At 41.0% G+C, this 16,701-nt stretch carries 14 protein-coding genes and 1 pseudogene; 6 read left to right on the top strand and 9 right to left on the bottom strand.

The genetic code is table 11. From position 1 onward, the window contains the following. Window positions 1–71: 71 nt before the first annotated feature. Window positions 72–521, top strand: a complete 450-nt coding sequence (locus tag OM33_RS13920) for a Spy/CpxP family protein refolding chaperone (protein ID WP_038642575.1) — start codon at window positions 72–74, stop codon at window positions 519–521. Window positions 522–580: 59 nt separating this feature from the next. Here OM33_RS13920 and yacG read toward each other — a convergent pair whose 3' ends face one another. From yacG to nadC, 8 genes and pseudogenes are all read right to left on the bottom strand, one after another. Continuing rightward, complete coding sequence (gene yacG / locus OM33_RS13915) at window positions 581–814, bottom strand: DNA gyrase inhibitor YacG (RefSeq protein WP_038642573.1); 234 nt, start codon at window positions 812–814, stop codon at window positions 581–583. 83 nt (window positions 815–897) lie between these two features. Then, window positions 898–2,580 carry a type IV-A pilus assembly ATPase PilB gene (pilB, locus tag OM33_RS13910; protein WP_038642571.1) on the bottom strand — a complete coding sequence of 561 codons (1,683 nt, stop codon included), beginning with the start codon at window positions 2,578–2,580 and terminating at the stop codon, window positions 898–900. A 131-nt stretch (window positions 2,581–2,711) separates the two neighbouring features. Beyond that, window positions 2,712–3,302: a dephospho-CoA kinase gene (gene coaE / locus OM33_RS13905; protein WP_038642569.1), complete on the bottom strand. Its 591-nt coding sequence runs from the start codon at window positions 3,300–3,302 to the stop codon at window positions 2,712–2,714. Window position 3,303: 1 nt separating this feature from the next. Next, complete coding sequence (locus tag OM33_RS13900; RefSeq protein ID WP_038642567.1) at window positions 3,304–4,188, bottom strand: prepilin peptidase; 885 nt, start codon at window positions 4,186–4,188, stop codon at window positions 3,304–3,306. Between the two features lie 6 nt (window positions 4,189–4,194). Next, the gene (locus tag OM33_RS13895) at window positions 4,195–5,430 is read right to left on the bottom strand and encodes a type II secretion system F family protein (protein WP_038642565.1); all 1,236 of its coding nucleotides are present in this window, start codon (window positions 5,428–5,430) and stop codon (window positions 4,195–4,197) included. A gap of 92 nt (window positions 5,431–5,522) precedes the next feature. After that, the gene (gene pilB, locus OM33_RS13890; protein WP_038642563.1) at window positions 5,523–7,211 is read right to left on the bottom strand and encodes a type IV-A pilus assembly ATPase PilB; all 1,689 of its coding nucleotides are present in this window, start codon (window positions 7,209–7,211) and stop codon (window positions 5,523–5,525) included. Between the two features lie 380 nt (window positions 7,212–7,591). After that, window positions 7,592–7,717 (bottom strand): annotated as a pseudogene (locus OM33_RS23055) (pilin); the annotation flags it as partial. 388 nt (window positions 7,718–8,105) lie between these two features. Continuing rightward, window positions 8,106–8,960 (bottom strand): carboxylating nicotinate-nucleotide diphosphorylase, encoded by an 855-nt coding sequence (gene nadC, locus OM33_RS13880; protein ID WP_038642561.1) that lies wholly within the window; start codon window positions 8,958–8,960, stop codon window positions 8,106–8,108. Window positions 8,961–9,155: 195 nt separating this feature from the next. Here nadC and ampD point away from each other — a divergent pair, with 195 nt between their 5' ends. Together ampD and ampE are read left to right on the top strand one after the other, a co-directional pair. Beyond that, a complete protein-coding gene (ampD, locus tag OM33_RS13875; protein WP_052141016.1) occupies window positions 9,156–9,701 on the top strand; it encodes a 1,6-anhydro-N-acetylmuramyl-L-alanine amidase AmpD in 546 nt (181 codons plus the stop codon). Between the two features lie 8 nt (window positions 9,702–9,709). Then, the gene (ampE, locus tag OM33_RS13870; RefSeq protein WP_038642559.1) at window positions 9,710–10,558 is read left to right on the top strand and encodes a beta-lactamase regulator AmpE; all 849 of its coding nucleotides are present in this window, start codon (window positions 9,710–9,712) and stop codon (window positions 10,556–10,558) included. A 30-nt stretch (window positions 10,559–10,588) separates the two neighbouring features. On the opposite strand, the gene OM33_RS13865 is transcribed toward ampE, so the two are convergent. After that, a complete protein-coding gene (locus tag OM33_RS13865) occupies window positions 10,589–10,849 on the bottom strand; it encodes a hypothetical protein (protein WP_199922456.1) in 261 nt (86 codons plus the stop codon). 275 nt (window positions 10,850–11,124) lie between these two features. Between OM33_RS13865 and pdhR the strand changes: the two genes are divergently transcribed. The 3 genes from pdhR to aceF all read left to right on the top strand — a co-directional run bounded on the left by pdhR (window position 11,125) and on the right by aceF (window position 16,521). After that, window positions 11,125–11,871, top strand: a complete 747-nt coding sequence (gene pdhR, locus OM33_RS13860; RefSeq protein WP_038642555.1) for a pyruvate dehydrogenase complex transcriptional repressor PdhR — start codon at window positions 11,125–11,127, stop codon at window positions 11,869–11,871. A 69-nt stretch (window positions 11,872–11,940) separates the two neighbouring features. After that, a complete protein-coding gene (aceE, locus tag OM33_RS13855; RefSeq protein WP_038642553.1) occupies window positions 11,941–14,607 on the top strand; it encodes a pyruvate dehydrogenase (acetyl-transferring), homodimeric type in 2,667 nt (888 codons plus the stop codon). Window positions 14,608–14,619: 12 nt separating this feature from the next. Beyond that, on the top strand, window positions 14,620–16,521 hold the full coding sequence (gene aceF, locus OM33_RS13850) for a pyruvate dehydrogenase complex dihydrolipoyllysine-residue acetyltransferase (RefSeq protein ID WP_038642551.1): 1,902 nt from the start codon (window positions 14,620–14,622) through the stop codon (window positions 16,519–16,521). The last annotated feature ends 180 nt before the right edge of the window (window positions 16,522–16,701 follow it).

The following is a 16,701-nucleotide window of genomic DNA, read 5'->3' as shown; positions in this document are numbered from 1 at the left end:
CTTTGCGTTGCTTTTCATTACGCCTGTTAAAGTAACCATAACACCAAAAGAGACCTAACTGGAGAAATGTTATGAACGTAAAGCTATTAATCTCATCTATTGTCATTGCTGTTGCCGTATTTTCAAGCACTGCTGTGCTAGCTAAAGGGCATAAATCAGGAGTGAATATGTACCGAATGCTTTTATCGGAACGCGCGGCAGAAAAGTTGGATTTAACAGTTACTCAGCAAGCGAAAATTAAAAGTATTGCTGAATCAGAAAAAGCAGCCATTGAGTTGTTTAAAAACACCAAATCGACAAAACGCAATGAAGTAAAAACAATTGTACAGGCAGAAGTTTTTGATGAAGTTGCATTTCGCCAGGCATTTTTGGCAGGTCAGAATGAGCGCTTAGAATTAGCTGTTTTGAAAGCAAAAAACAAAAATGCGGTGTGGAATACCCTAACACTGGAACAACAGGAAAAAATCGAATCGATGATGAAAAAACGTAAAGCCAAAATGGCTAAAAAGCGCGAAAAGTAGCGCAATAGAAATAGAGTGCAACTACTCATTTTGCACTCTAATCTTTTATAAAATAGAGGTCATTCTTTGAAAAAACCTTCTTGATTAGCGGCGAGCAATGCTTCTATATCTTCGATGGTATCGGGGGTTAATGTTTGCTCTGGTGTTAATGGTGTTGAAATTGTGTGATTTTCCTCAGACCATTCACCTAAATCAATAAGTTGGCAGCGCTTTGAGCAAAAAGGGCGAAATTCAGACGAAGCTTGCCAAATAACTTCTTTCTTACAAGTAGGGCAGTTTACAGATGTAGGCACGAGTTAATTCCATTGTTCAATAATAGCCGAATGGTAGATAATTACGTATTCATAGTAAAGGCATCGACCCAAACTAAAGATGATTAATAACTAGTCACTCGATTGATTTCAGCTAGGCTCGTGACCCCTTTTGCTGCTTTTTCTAAGCCAGACAATCTTAAATTGTTAAAACCACTTTCAAGTGATGCTTTTGCAATATCAAGAGAGTTGCCTCCGGACATAATAATTTGTGAAATCTGGGGCGTAATTTTCATTACTTCATAGATACCAACACGGCCTTTATAACCTTCAGTGCAGTGCTCACAGCCAACAGCTTTATATAGGGTTATAGAAGCAATTTGCTGTTCAGAAAAACCTTGTGACTTTAACTCTTCCACGGGTAACTGTTCTGGTGTTTTACAATTATTGCAAAGCCGACGCGCTAGTCTTTGCGCTATGATAAGACTGATTGAACTTGCAACATTGTATGCTGGAACTCCCATATTAAGTAGACGTGTAAGTGTTTCTGGTGCTGAGTTAGTGTGAAGTGTACTTAGCACTAAGTGACCGGTTTGAGCAGCTTTTATGGCAATTTCGGCGGTTTCTAAGTCACGGATCTCACCAACCATAACAATATCAGGATCTTGACGTAAAAATGCACGCAGTGCATTGGCAAATGTCATATCAGCTTTGGGGTTGATCTGTACTTGGTTTACACCTACTAAGTTTATTTCGACGGGATCCTCTGCTGTGGATATATTCACTTCGGGTTTGTTTAAAATATTTAAACCCGTGTAAAGTGATACTGTTTTACCTGAACCTGTTGGGCCGGTAACTAAAATCATGCCCTGAGGTTGTGACAGAGCATCCATGTACATGGCTTTTTGTTCTACTTCATAGCCTAATACATCAATGCCTAACATGGCGCTACTAGAATCTAATATACGCATTACAATCTTCTCGCCCCAAAGAGTCGGCAAGGTTGATACACGAAAATCGATACTTTTTTTGGCGGTTATTTTGAGTTTAATGCGGCCATCTTGAGGTTTACGTTTTTCGGCAATATCGAGTCGTGACATTACCTTTACACGGGCTGATATACGCGACGAGAGCATTTGTGGCGGGGATGCTACTTCATGCAAAATACCGTCTATACGAAAGCGAATGCGATAAGATTTTTCATAAGGTTCAAAATGTAAATCGGATGCGCCTTTGCGAATTGCATCCATTAGGATTTTATTGATATAAACAATAATTGGCGCATCATCTTTGTCTGGCGCAGCATCCTCAGATAGGTTTGCTTCGGTATCGCTTACTTCAATATCACCAAACTGTTCAAACTCCTCATCAGAAAGGGCTAGGTCATCGGTTTTACTAAATATTGACTCTATAAATTGCTCAAGTGAGGTGTAATCAACCACTATGGCTTCGGTTTGCAGGCCAGTATTAAATTCAAAGTCTTCAAAGGCATCAAAATCGGTGGGATCAGAGGTGGCTAAAAAGAGCGTGCGGCCGCGTTTACAAAGCGGGATAAGATGATGCTTTTTAACCAACTCTTCGCTGATATTATCAAGGGGCACATTACTTGGATCGACTTTTGATAAATCAAGGCTTGGCAGGTTAAACCAAGCTGAGCAGTATTTAGCTAACTCTTTTGAGGAAAGCTTACTGTTATTAAGAATAAACTCACTGGTGTGGCTATTGGCTGTTGCAGATGTTGATATTTTATCGCTTGGAATAAAACCAAGAGAAACACACTTTCGAATAAGCGGAGAGTTTACATTCATAGTTAGCCCCCAATTTTTCATATAGTTAAGTGTTACTTAGAATGCGGGGATTGCAAGTTTTGCTAATTGACTTGAACTTTAGTCCTGTAAATTTATGCTTGGAAGATTATTTGAAGAGCCAGAGCTAGATATTAGTTTTTAAAACTTAGATGAATTGAGTTTACTTGGCTTTGTGTGTTTTCGATTGATTTACTGTTATCAATTATAATGTCAGCTTTTGCGAGTTTTTCTTCTCTAGGCATTTGTGCTTCTATAATGTTTCTAATTTGCTCTTGCGTCACCTTGTCTCGTTTTGTTGCCCGTGAAATTTGCATTTCTTTGGGAATATCAACCACCACTGTTTTAGCGCACAATTTTTCTAAGCCATTTTCAAATAATAGCGGCGCATCTAACACTACGTAAGGACCTTTTGCTGAATTTAACTGCGCTACGAGCTCTTGGCGGATTAGAGGATGTAATAGGGCGTTTAACCAGGTTTTTGCTTTTGTATCTTGAAAAATAATGTGACGCAGCTGCGCTCGATTTAGTTCGCCTGATGGTAATAAAATGTCATCACCAAATTGGTTTGTAATTTCAATCAGTGCAGGAGAGTTTGGCGAGACAACTTCGCGCGCAATTAAATCGGCATCCACAATGGTTATTCCTAATTGTTGAAAGAAGCCTGATACGGTGGACTTACCAGAAGCAATGCCACCGGTAAGCCCTAAAATTAGCGCGCTCATACTAGGGGGTAATCAAATTAAAATAGGTTGACTGAATCGATTCACCCCAGATAAGTGATATCCACCCAGCAATGGCAATGTAAGGGCCAAATGGAATGGGAGTGGCTTTATCTTTACCTTGAATACTAAGCACTGTAATACCTATCACGGCACCGACTAAGCTCGACATCAGCACAATCATAGGTAGCGCTTGCCAGCCTAAAAGTGCACCAAATACCGCCATTAGCTTAAAATCACCATAGCCCATGCCTTCTTTACCAGTCAGTAATTTAAATACCCAGTAAACAGTCCAAAACACTAAATAACCGGTTACAGCGCCAATAATAGCTTGCGCTGGGTCAATCGTTAGCCCCATAACAGAAGCTAATAATACTAACCAAAGTAACGGTAGGGTGATTTGGTCTGGTAGTAACATATGGTCTATATCAATGAAGATAAGCGTAATTAGGGCATACGTCAGTAGTAAATAAAGCAGCGCTTGTTCAGTTACACCAAAATAATAAGCAATCACTAAACCTGATAAGCCAGTTAAAAGCTCAATACTAGGGTAGCGCACTGATATTTTTTCGCCACAGCAGGCCGCTTTGCCGCGTAAAAATAACCAGCCAAATACAGGTAAGTTATACCACGGCTTTATTTTAGTATTGCAATGCGGGCAGGTAGAGCTTGGTGTAATTAAATTAAATGCTTGACTGCTTGCCTCATAAGGAGTTTTTAAGTTGTCGGCAAGCAGTAAACTGCACTCGGCTTTCCATTCGTTTTCCATCATTTTAGGTAAGCGGTAAATCACTACATTTAAAAAGCTACCAATGCAAATGCTTGCTAAAAATATGGTGAGGTAATAAAACCAGGGTGTTGTTGAAAAAGTCTCTAAAATACTGCTCATGAAAATCTAACCACCAACAATCTTACCTAACTGGAAGATAGGAAGATACATAGCAACAATTAAACCACCAACTAATACACCTAACACAGCCATAATAAGCGGTTCTAAAAGACTTGATAAGCCATCTACAGCATCATCGACTTCAGATTCGTAGATACTTGCAACTTTACCCAGCATTTCGTCAAGTGAACCAGACTCTTCACCAATAGCTACCATTTGAACAACCATATCAGGAAAGATGCCAGAATTCTTCATAGCAAAGTTCATTTGATTACCTGAACTTACTTCATTTTTAATATCTAAAATGGCATCGCGATAAACTGCATTACCTGAAGCGCCAGCAGCTGAATCTAAAGCGTCTACCAAGGGGACACCAGCGGCAAAGGTTGTTGAAAGAGTGCGTGCGTAACGGGCAACAGCAGCTTTATTAAGTATTAGTCCTACAACAGGCAATTTGAGGATAGCTTTATCAGTGTTGTCTCGGACTTGTTTGCTTGATTGGTGGGCGCGCTTAAACAGCATGAAGCCTGCACCAATAATACCAAATACAATCCACCAATAGGCTTGCATAAATTCCGAAATGCCAATAACAAACTGAGTGAAGGCTGGAAGCTCTGCCCCAAAACCGGCAAATACTTGTTCAAATTGTGGTACAACAAAGATAAGGAGAATGACAGTTACTATAAACGCAATGGTTAAAACAGCAACAGGGTAAAACATGGCTTTTTTAATCTTTGACTTCAGTGCTTCAGCCTTTTCTTTATAAAGCGCTACTCGGTCAAAAATTCTGTCCAAAGCACCAGACTGTTCACCGGATTCTACCAAATCACAGTATAGTTCATCAAAATATTTTGGATTTGCTCTGAGGGCTTTGCTTAAGGGATCACCCGCTTTAACTTCATCAGCAATTTTAGTTATGAGCTTTTGTAATGATTTATTCTCTGAACCATTGGCTATCATATCCAGCGCTTGAATAAGTGATACACCTGCCAATAGCATTGTGGCTAATTGGCGAGTGAAAACAGCCATATCTTTGGGTTTGATAGGCTTATCACCATTCATTCCAAATAAAGGTTGTGCTTTCTTTTTAACTTTGGAAGGTGTAATACCTTGTTTTCGTAACTGAGCCTTAACAATCGCAATGTTTGGACCGTTAAGCTCACCTTCCATACGTTTACCCCGAGCGTTAACGCCGACCCAGGAAAATGTGGTTAGGCCTTTGTTATTTTCATTTTTTGCCATACTTTATCCTTAAAAGTGAACCTGTTTATGGTTCAAGCGCCAAACATAGCTATTAGTTTAGCGTTATCTGTTGTTAGGGTCTAGATTGCTTATTAATAACTAGTTACACGGTTGATTTCTGTTATACTCGTTACACCTGATGCTGCTTTCTTTAGACCGGATTTTCTCAAATTATTAATACCTTCTTGTTCTGCGATTGTTGCAATTTCTAAAGAGTTACCACCTTGCATAATCACTTCGGCAATTTTGGGTGTAATTGGCATCACTTCATAAACACCGACTCGCCCTTTATAACCTTCGGTGCATTTATCACAGCCTTCAGCTTTGTATAACTGAATCGAGTTAATTTGCTCTTCTGTAAACCCTAATTTTAGTAATTCTTGCTCCGGTAAATGTTCTGGCTTTTTACATGCAGGGCATAGGCGACGGGCAAGGCGCTGAGCTATAATTAAACTAACTGAGCTTGCTATATTATACGATGGTACACCCATATTCATTAAACGGGTAAGTGTCTCTGGTGCAGAGTTTGTATGAAGTGTGCTTAATACCAAGTGACCTGTTTGTGCCGCTTTTATGGAGATTTCTGCGGTTTCTAGGTCTCGAATCTCCCCCACCATAACGATATCAGGATCTTGACGTAAGAAAGCACGCAGTGCATTAGCGAAGGTCATTTCTGCTTTTGGGTTGATTTGTACTTGGTTAATGCCAACTAAGTTGATTTCTACAGGATCTTCCGCGGTTGAAATATTTCTCTCGGGTTTGTTAAGGATATTTAGGCCTGTGTAGAGAGATACAGTTTTACCTGAACCAGTCGGGCCTGTTACTAAAATCATTCCTTGAGGCTGTGAAAGCGCGTTTAAATAAAGCTCTTTCTGTTCAGGTTCATACCCTAAAACATCGATACCAAGCATGGCACTCGATGAGTCTAAAATACGCATTACTATTTTCTCACCCCACAGCGTTGGAAGGGTGGAAACACGGAAATCGATGCTTTTTTTAGCTGTGATCTTTAGTTTAATTCGACCATCTTGAGGTTTTCGCTTTTCTGCAAGATCTAGCTGTGACATTACCTTAATACGTGCGGAAATCCGGCTTTCTAAGCCTATTGGTGGATTTGCAACTTCATGTAATACACCATCTACACGAAAACGAATACGGTATACATGTTCATAAGGCTCAAAATGTAAGTCTGATGCACCACGTTTAATGGCATCCATTAAAATTTTATTAATATAAACAATAATGGGTGCATCATCTTCTTTATTGCTTATATCGTCATCTTCTTCATCTTTATTATCGACATCGGCACTAATGCCACTGAGTTCACTAAGCTGATCGTCACTTAGCTCAATACCATCACTTTTTTCAAATAATGAATCAATCGCAGCATCGATTTCATCGTAGGCCGCGACAATAACTTCAGTTTGAAGACCGGTATTGAATTCGTAGTCTTCAAATGCGTCAAAGTTAGTAGGGTCTGCGCTCGCTAAATAAAGGGTCTTTCCTTTACAGGAGATTGGTAAAACACGATGTTTTTTGATTAGTTTTTCATTGCGTTCTCTTCCATCAGGCAGAAAAGCAAGGTCAATATTTTTTATTGACAGGTGTGGCGACTGGAAAAGATTTGCTACTTTATTTGATAATTCATTTGCGGTCATACCGCTTGCACTGCAAATAGCTTCAGCAAGAGAGGTGTCTTGGTTTTGAAATGATACAAGTTTGTTTTGATCCAAATAACCAAAATTAACGAGTTTTCTAACAAGTGGTGAACTTAATTGCATAAATGTTATCTTTCTACAGGCGAATTTTTTGACGGTAATTGGAGTTAACTATTTGATATATATTACAGCTAAAAAGGGTCTAGGCTAGTGTTTTATTAAAAAGATATGAAAATAGGACTAGTGCAAAGAAAAAAGCTGACCGAAGTCAGCTTTTTTAAAGCTTTAGCTTATGAGCAAGTTGAAGTCTCAATCGAGCAAGTGTAAGTTGTAGATCCTGGAGATTCTGCAGTTACAGTGAAAGTAGATGTTGTAGTTGTTGGTTTTGCAGAGTAAGCGCCGCATCTTGAATTTGAATAGTCATCAGGTGTGTTGCCTTGATATAAATCAACCGCTGCAGCTTTTGTGTATGCTGTAGCTTCTGCGTGACATGCGTTGTTTGCTGCATCTGCCGTGTAATCGTTATAAGCAGGAAGTGCTACTGCTGCAAGAATACCGATAATTGCAACAACGATCATTAATTCGATAAGTGTGAAACCCTTTTGGGCTGTTTGCTTCATGTTTTTCATAATGTACCTCTAACGAGTGTTTATGGGGCTAAGTTAGTAAAGTGAGCACAGCAGTATGTCTGCAATTACTCATTCCTTTGTTAGTATAGTTAACTTTCTCAAATGAGAAAGTAAGTATTAGTAACTTTTCCCTAAGCGATTAATACCAAACCATAAAAAATTATTAATTTATACTAAAAAACCACTCAAAGGTACTACTTAGTCGGTTCATTTAGGATAAAACTAATTCCTTATTATTAGCCTGTACATCCTGTACTCGCTATTTCTAATGAGATGCTAACACGACAGTTTGTCGTTGTGTAGTCTCTTTTTTTACAATTAGCTTACATGTTCCTAAAATCATACTTAAGGATGATTCCAAATGTATGAAAATGTTTCAACTTGCTAATCACCCGCCATTATTTTCAAAACGCATTGATAAATCAAGCGCTTTTACATGTTTTGTTAAAGCACCTGATGAAATAAAGTCGACACCGGCCTGTGAATAAGTACGTAAGGTCTCTAATGTCATATTGCCTGACACTTCTAGCTTCGCGCGTTTGTTGTTGATTGTTACGGCTTTGTTAATCATTTCTACGGTGAAATTATCAAGCATAATAATATCAGCGCCAGACTCTAGTGCTAGTTGAAGTTCTTCTAAGTTTTCAACCTCTACCTCAACTTTTTTATCGGGATGGTTTGTTTTTGCTTGTGCTACTGCATTCTCAATGCCACCGCACGCAGCAATATGGTTTTCTTTTATTAAGAACGCATCAAATAACCCAATACGATGGTTTTCACCTCCGCCACATTTAACAGCGTATTTTTGTAATAATCGTAATCCAGGAATTGTTTTACGTGTATCCAGTAGTTGGGTACCTGTACCTGCCAACTCTTTTACATAATGAGCAGTCGTTGTTGCTGTACCTGAAAGAGTCTGTACAAAGTTAAGTGCGGTGCGCTCAGCAGTTAAAATGGCGCGAGCATTACCAACTGCAGTAAATAATGTTTGGTTTTCTTCGATGGTATCGCCATCTTCAACAAGTACGTTTACTTCAACGCTAGGGTCAACTTGCTCAAACACTTCTAAGATAAGTTGCTTGCCGCAAAATATACCTGCTTCTCGGGTGATTACTTTTGCATTTGCTTGCTGTGTTTCGGGAATAAGTTGTGCGGTGATATCGCCATCAGCACCTTGGTAGTTTAAGTCTTCGTCGAGTGCAGATTTTACAAGTTGAGAAATTAATTGTTGAGAGAGCGCCATATTCAGAAAGGAAGAAAATTAAAGTTAAGTTAATTTTATCGTGTAGATATGTGATTGGCTACGGTTTTATTTGATTTCAGATTTCAGATTTCAGATTTCAGATTTCAGATTTCAAACTTTTACGATTTAGATTTCTTTCAGCTAATATCAAGATCTGTTAGTCTGGGCATTAAATTCTAAACTCTTACTAAAAGCATGAAAATTGAACAACATGTATTGCAAGGAGTTCGGTTTTTATCGTCTCCACACTTTAATCAGCGTCCCGATGAAGATGATATTTCGTTAATTGTTATTCACAATATTTCATTGCCGGCCGGGCAGTTTGGCTTACCTTATATAACAGAATTGTTTTTGGGTTGTTTAGATTGCAGTGCCGATGAAAGTTTTGCCGATTTGCAAGGCCTAGAAGTGTCTGCTCATTGCCTAATTCGACGTGATGGTAGTGTTATTCAATATGTGCCCTTTAATAAACGCGCATGGCATGCAGGTGTTTCTGAGTATAAAGGTAGGCAAGGGTGTAATGATTTTAGTATCGGTATTGAGCTTGAGGGCAGTGATCATGTTCCTTTCACAAATGCGCAGTATGCTAGTTTGGAAGAGCTAGTCAAAACGCTTATAAAACATTATCCTAGATTAAATAAGGATGAAGTAACAGGGCACAGTGATATTGCCCCTGGGCGTAAAACAGATCCTGGACCTCATTTTGACTGGCAGCGCTTTCGTGCGTTACTTAATCAGTAGAGTACATAATGATTTTAATTTCGGTAATTTTAGCTCTTATCATTGAACGTCTAGCAGCAAAAGAAGATGCATGGCAGCTCGGTACTTATATCAAGCATTACATTAGTGTGAGTGAATCAAATAGCTTGTTCAAAGGGATTTATAAACGTCGCGTTGATTTTCTCGTTTGGTTGCTGCTTCCTGTTTTGTTACTTTTTGCCGTAAGCGAGACATTTGATTTTGTGCTGTTAGAGTTAGCAATCAATGTGGTTGTACTTTTAGTTTGTTTTGGTTGTGCTTATCTACGGGCAAAATACAAAGGCTATTTAAACGCGCTACAAAGGCAAGATACTGAAGCAGCCACATTATACGCATTAGAATTAGGGCAAAAGCGCACGGAGCAACAAGGTGGTGAAACGCTAGGCCAAACAATTGCTTGGATAAACTTTCGTTATTATGGTGCAGTAATCTTTTGGTTTGTAGTGCTCGGGGTATGTGGCGCACTTGCTTATTCCCTTATCCGCCAGCTAGCTGATATTACGCGCAGCGACAAAGAATCTGTTTTTAGAATTCACAAAAAGTTTCTGCACAAAACCCTTTATTGGCTCGATTGGTTACCCGCTCGCATTGTAAGCTTTGGTTATTTAATAATTGGTAACTTTAGTCAAGGCACAGCAACCTATTTAAAATATGTATTCAATTTTTCTGTACCAAACAGACGTGTAATTGGTGATATTGCACTTGCTGCTGAGCGTGTTGAACAAGAATTTATTGGTTGCAGTTTTGAGGCGAAATGCATGGTTCGCCTTGTGAAGCGCAACATGCTTTTAATGTTGGCGGCGATAGCTATTCTTACCTTGCTTGGTTCGGTGAGTTAAAAAAGTATTTGAGGTTTCAGTGTTTTGGTTTCAGCTTTGTTTGCTGAACCCTGAACCCTGAACCCTGAACCCTGAACCCTGAACCCTGAACCCTGAACCCTGAACCCTGAACCCTGAACCCTGAACCCTGAACCCTGAACCCTGAACCCTGAACCCTGAACCCTGAACCCTGAACCCTGAACCCTGAACCCTGAACCCTGAACCCTGAACCCTGAACCCTGAACCCTGAACCCTGAACCCTGAACCCTGAACCCTGAACTTTATCTGGTCTGACCATTTTACTTTTTCCATCAATAAACCACTTTATCTGTTATTTTTTGTCTACGTTTATATTTACATTTCTTAAACTGCAGGGCCTGCAACGCTTTTATTTTGAGTTTTTGAAAAATACCTAGTTCATAATTAGGGCTCTGAATAGTTATGCCATTTATCTTGATAATTTTGACTATTCACCGTATTTCTGATAATTTATGCGCTAATTTTGGTATGACCAATTTACCTTTTGCAGATTTGATACTACATTTGCTTGATCAGGAAAGAGAAATAGAAGGTTACCTCAAAAGCCTATGTCATTTAAGATAAAAGCAGCAAAGCTGTCAGATGTGATTCTAGAGCAACTTGAGAATATGATTCTTGAGGGTTCGCTTGCACCTGGTCAAAAATTGCCTCCAGAACGTGAATTAGCAAAGCAATTTGAGGTGTCTCGTCCTTCTTTGCGTGAAGCCATTCAAAAATTAGAAGCAAGAGGCCTTGTCACTCGCCGTCAGGGCGGTGGTACCTATGTAAAAAACCAACTCGAAGGGGGCATGACAGATCCACTCTTTGATTTGATTTCTAAACACCCCGAATCACAATTTGATTTGCTGGAGTTTCGTCATGCACTAGAGGGTATAGCTGCTTATTATGCTGCTTTGCGTGGCACTGATACCGACTTTGACTATATTTCTAATTGTTTTGATGCCATTGCCACTGCAAATGATATTGAAACACAAGCCCAAATGATTAATGCCTTTCACTTTGCCGTTGCAGAAGCGTCGCATAATGTAGTGCTGTTGCATTTAATTCGTGGAATGAAGTCATTACTTGAGCAAAATATTCAACAAAATTTAATGGTGCTTGTACAAAAATCAGACGTTAAAACGCAACTTGCGGAACACCGCAAAGCGTTGTTTGACGCAGTTATTACAGGACAACCGGATAAAGCGCGTGATGCAAGTAATGCACACTTAGCCTTTATTGAAGAAGCTTTATTGCAAGCGGGTAAAGAGCACTCTCGTATTGAGCGTAGCTTACGTCGTTCGCAAAAAAATTAAACGATTTGAAACATAACTCGATTTATCTGTTAGGGATAAATTTGAATTTAAACATAAGGAACACTCCATATGTCTGAAGTCAATAAAATTGACGTTGACGCGTTAGAAACCCAAGAGTGGTTGCAAGCGCTTGAGTCTGTAGTAAAAGAAGAGGGCGTTGAACGCGCTCAGTTTCTATTAGAGCAAGTATTAGAACAAGCTCGTCTTGATGGCGTTGATATGCCAACAGGTATTACTACAAACTATGTAAATACTATTCCAGCAGATCAAGAGCCTGCATACCCAGGTGACACAACAATTGAACGCCGTATTCGTTCAATCGTTCGTTGGAATGCGATCATGATCGTTTTACGTGCGTCTAAGAAAGACTTAGAGCTAGGCGGCCACATGGCGTCTTACCAGTCTTCGGCTGCATTCTATGAGATGTGTTTCAATCACTTCTTCCGTGCACCAAACGAAAAAGACGGTGGTGATTTAGTTTATTACCAAGGTCACATTTCACCAGGTATCTACGCACGTGCTTTCCTAGAAGGCCGTTTAACTGAAGAGCAACTAGATAACTTCCGTCAAGAAGTAGATGGTAAAGGTATCTCTTCATACCCACACCCTAAGTTAATGCCTGAATTCTGGCAGTTCCCAACAGTTTCTATGGGTTTAGGCCCAATTGCATCAATCTACCAAGCACGTTTCCTTAAATACCTAGAAGGTCGTGGTCTAAAAGAGACTAATGAGCAGCGCGTATATGCGTTCTTAGGTGACGGTGAGATGGATGAGCCAGAATCACGTGGTGCAATTTCTTTCGCTGCGCGTGAGAAATTAGATAACCTTTGTTACCTAATCAACTGTAACCTTCAGCGTCTAGACGGCCCAGTAATGGGTAACGGTAAGATCATTCAAGAACTTGAAGGTCTATTCAAAGGTGCTGGCTGGAACGTAATTAAAGTTGTTTGGGGTGCTGGTTGGGATGCATTACTAGCGAAAGACACAACGGGTAAGCTATTACAGCTTATGAACGAGACAATCGACGGTGACTACCAAACATATAAAGCGAAAGATGGCGCATATGTTCGTGAGCACTTCTTCGGTCGTTACCCAGAAACAGCGGCACTTGTTGCTGATATGACTGATGATGAAATCTTCGCGCTTAAGCGTGGTGGTCACGATACATCTAAGCTTTTCGCAGCTTACAAAGCAGCGCAAGAGACAAAAGGTCGTCCTACTGTAATCCTAGCAAAAACGGTTAAAGGTTACGGTATGGGTGAAGCAGCTGAAGGTAAAAACATTGCCCACCAAGTTAAGAAAATGGACATGACGCACGTTGAACATCTTCGTTCACGTCTTGGTCTTGAAGACTTGGTATCTGATGAGCAAATCAAAGATTTACCATACCTGAAGCTTGAAGAAGGCTCTGCTGAGTATGAATACCTTCACTCACGTCGTAAAGCGCTTCACGGTTACACGCCTCAGCGTTTACCTAACTTCACGCAAGCACTTGAGCTACCAACTTTAGAGCAGTTCAAACCACTACTTGAAGAGCAAAAGCGTGATATCTCTACGACTATGGGTTATGTACGTGCGCTAAATATCTTATTAAAAGATAAAGGCGTAGGTAAAAACATCGTACCTATCATTGCCGATGAAGCACGTACCTTTGGTATGGAAGGTTTATTCCGTCAAATCGGTATTTACAACCCGCATGGCCAGAACTACACGCCTCAAGACCGTGACATCGTTTCTTACTACAAAGAAGCAACATCAGGTCAGGTACTTCAAGAAGGTATCAACGAGCTAGGTGCAATGTCTTCATGGGTTGCGGCTGCAACTTCATATTCGACAAATGACCTACCGATGATCCCATTCTACATCTACTACTCTATGTTCGGTTTCCAACGTGTTGGCGATATGGCGTGGATGGCGGGTGACCAACAGGCGCGTGGTTTCTTACTAGGTGCAACGGCTGGTCGTACAACGCTTAACGGTGAAGGTCTACAGCACGAAGACGGTCACTCGCACATTCAAGCGGGTACGATTCCTAACTGTATTTCTTTCGACCCAACGTTCGTATTTGAAGTTGCGGTAATCCTACAAGACGGTATTCGTCGCATGTACGGTCCTGAACAAGAAAACGTGTTCTACTACCTAACGCTAATGAATGAGAACTACGCACAACCTGCAATGCCAGAAGGTGCGGAAGAAGGTATTCGTAAAGGTATCTACAAGCTAGAAGACAACGCTGGCGACAAAGCACACGTTCAACTAATGGGCTCAGGTACTATCTTAAACGAAGTACGTAAAGCAGGTCAGATCCTAAGCGAAGAGTACGGCATCGGTTCAGATGTATTCTCAGTAACCTCATTCAATGAGCTTGCACGTGACGGTCAAGATGTTGAGCGTTTCAACATGCTTAACCCAGCAGCAGATCAAAAAGTACCTTACATCACATCTGTACTAGGTGAGTCTCCAGCAATTGCTGCAACTGACTACATGAAGAACTATGCAGAGCAAGTACGTGCTTACATGCCAAGCGCATCTTATAAAGTACTTGGTACTGATGGTTACGGTCGTTCAGACAGCCGTGAAAACTTACGTCGTCACTTCGAGGTAAATGCAGGTTACGTAGTAGTCGCTGCACTTACAGAGCTTGTTAAGCAAGGTAAAGTTGACGCATCAGTTGTTGCTGACGCTATCAAGAAATTTGATATCGACACAACGAAAACTAACCCACTATACGCATAAGAGGCAGATAGAATGGCAATCGAAATTCATGTTCCAGACATTGGCGCAGATGAGGTTGAAGTAACTGAGATCCTAGTTAACGTAGGTGACACAGTTGAAGTTGATCAATCTCTTATCACTGTTGAAGGTGATAAAGCTTCAATGGAAGTGCCAGCTGCGCAAGCGGGTACAGTGAAAGAAATTAAAGTAGCTGAAGGCGACACTGTTGCAACTGGCTCTTTAATTATGATTTTTGATGCTGCGGGTGATGCACCTGCAGCAGCCGAGCCTGAAGCACCAGCAGCCCCAGCGGCTGCACCTGCTCCAGCAGCGGCATCTGAATTAGTCGAGGTTCACGTACCAGACATCGGTGGTGACGAGGTTGAAGTAACTGAGATCATGGTTGCTGTAGGCGACGTGGTTGAAGCTGACCAATCAATCTTAAACGTAGAAGGCGACAAGGCTTCTATGGAAGTACCAGCACCATTTGGTGGTACAGTTAAAGAAGTGAAGGTTGAAGTTGGCGGCAAAGTATCAACGGGCTCGTTAGTATTCGTATTTGAAACAGGTGCATCTGCGCCAGCTGCTGCTGAAGCGGCTCCTGCGGCAGCGCCAGCTCCAGCATCGGCGGCAGAACTTAAAGAAGTTTTTGTGCCAGACATCGGCGGTGACGAAGTTGAAGTAACTGAAGTCATGGTTGCGGTAGGGGATGTAGTTGAAGCTGACCAATCAATCTTAAACGTAGAAGGTGATAAGGCCTCTATGGAAGTACCAGCACCATTTGCAGGTACTGTTAAAGAAGTGAAGGTTGAAGTTGGCGGTAAAGTGTCGACTGGTTCTCTTGTTTTTGTATTTGAAACGCAAGGCTCTGCACCTGCTCCTGTAGCGGCACCAGCAGCGGCTGCACCAGCAAAAGCGGCTCCGGCAGCATCTGCGGCAAAACCAGCGCCAGCAGCGGCACCTACAGCTTCAGCACAAAAAGATGAGTTTGTAGCGAACGACCAATACGCACATGCATCACCTGTAGTTCGTCGTCTAGCGCGTGAGTTTGGTGTAAACCTAGCACGTGTTAAAGGCACGGGTCGCAAGAACCGTGTACTTAAAGAAGACGTACAAAACTACGTGAAGGAGTTAGTGAAGCAAGTTGAATCAGGTCAGCTATCTAAAGGTGGCAACACTGGCGGTGGCGAGCTAAACCTAATTCCTTGGCCAAAAGTAGACTTCAGCAAGTTTGGTGAAGTTGAAGAGAAGAAACTTTCTCGTATCCAAAAGCTTTCTGGTGCAAACCTTCACCGTAACTGGGTACAGATCCCACATGTTACGCAATTTGACGAAGCTGACATCACCACGCTAGAAGCATTCCGTAAAGAGCAGAATGTACTGGCTGATAAGAAGAAAATGGGCGTGAAGATCACGCCACTAGTATTCGTAATGAAAGCAGCGGCTAAAGCACTAGAAGAGTTCCCAACGTTTAATTCATCACTGTCTGAAGATGGCGAAAGCTTAATTCTTAAGAAGTATGTAAACATTGGTATCGCAGTAGATACGCCAAATGGTCTAGTTGTTCCTGTTGTTCGCGACGTGAACAAGAAAGGCATCATTGAGCTATCTCGCGAGTTAATGGAAATCTCTGGCAAAGCACGTGAAGGCAAACTAACAGCATCTGATATGCAGGGCGGTTGTTTCACTATTTCTAGCCTAGGTGGCATCGGTGGTACTGCGTTTACCCCAATCGTAAATGCACCAGAAGTTGCTATCTTAGGTGTCTCTAAGTCAGACATGAAGCCGAAGTGGAATGGTAAAGAGTTTGAGCCGCGTCTAATGGTGCCGCTAAGCTGTTCATACGACCACCGTGTAATTGACGGTGCGTTAGCAGCACGCTTTACTGCAACACTTGCAGCTTACTTGAGCGACATTCGCCAGTTAGTGATGTAAGAAAAGAGCTTAACGCATAACTTCGGTTATGCGTTTTGTTTATAGCAAATAGTATTAATTGAACGAAATCTCTTGAAAATTGCACGACATATGTAAACGGCAATGCTAGAATTTCGCGCAATATTAATTTATCTGCCCAAAGTCTTGTTAATTGAGATAAATAGGCAGGAGTTTGGGTGA

Source organism: Pseudoalteromonas piratica, assembly GCF_000788395.1.
GTDB lineage: Bacteria > Pseudomonadota > Gammaproteobacteria > Enterobacterales > Alteromonadaceae > Pseudoalteromonas > Pseudoalteromonas piratica.
This window is presented reverse-complemented; position numbering and strand designations above follow the sequence as displayed.

Bases quoted from the DNA above. Each gene is read 5' to 3' on its own strand.
- OM33_RS13920 (WP_038642575.1), top strand. From the start codon at position 72: ATGAACGTAAAGCTATTAATCTCATCTATTGTCATTGCTGTTGCCGTA.
- pilB (WP_038642571.1), bottom strand. From the start codon at position 2,580: ATGAATGTAAACTCTCCGCTTATTCGAAAGTGTGTTTCTCTTGGTTTT.
- coaE (WP_038642569.1), bottom strand. From the start codon at position 3,302: ATGAGCGCGCTAATTTTAGGGCTTACCGGTGGCATTGCTTCTGGTAAG.
- OM33_RS13900 (WP_038642567.1), bottom strand. From the start codon at position 4,188: ATGAGCAGTATTTTAGAGACTTTTTCAACAACACCCTGGTTTTATTAC.
- OM33_RS13895 (WP_038642565.1), bottom strand. From the start codon at position 5,430: ATGGCAAAAAATGAAAATAACAAAGGCCTAACCACATTTTCCTGGGTC.
- pilB (WP_038642563.1), bottom strand. From the start codon at position 7,211: ATGCAATTAAGTTCACCACTTGTTAGAAAACTCGTTAATTTTGGTTAT.
- nadC (WP_038642561.1), bottom strand. From the start codon at position 8,960: ATGGCGCTCTCTCAACAATTAATTTCTCAACTTGTAAAATCTGCACTC.
- ampD (WP_052141016.1), top strand. From the start codon at position 9,156: ATGAAAATTGAACAACATGTATTGCAAGGAGTTCGGTTTTTATCGTCT.
- ampE (WP_038642559.1), top strand. From the start codon at position 9,710: ATGATTTTAATTTCGGTAATTTTAGCTCTTATCATTGAACGTCTAGCA.
- OM33_RS13865 (WP_199922456.1), bottom strand. From the start codon at position 10,849: ATGGAAAAAGTAAAATGGTCAGACCAGATAAAGTTCAGGGTTCAGGGT.
- pdhR (WP_038642555.1), top strand. From the start codon at position 11,125: ATGTCATTTAAGATAAAAGCAGCAAAGCTGTCAGATGTGATTCTAGAG.
- aceE (WP_038642553.1), top strand. From the start codon at position 11,941: ATGTCTGAAGTCAATAAAATTGACGTTGACGCGTTAGAAACCCAAGAG.
- aceF (WP_038642551.1), top strand. From the start codon at position 14,620: ATGGCAATCGAAATTCATGTTCCAGACATTGGCGCAGATGAGGTTGAA.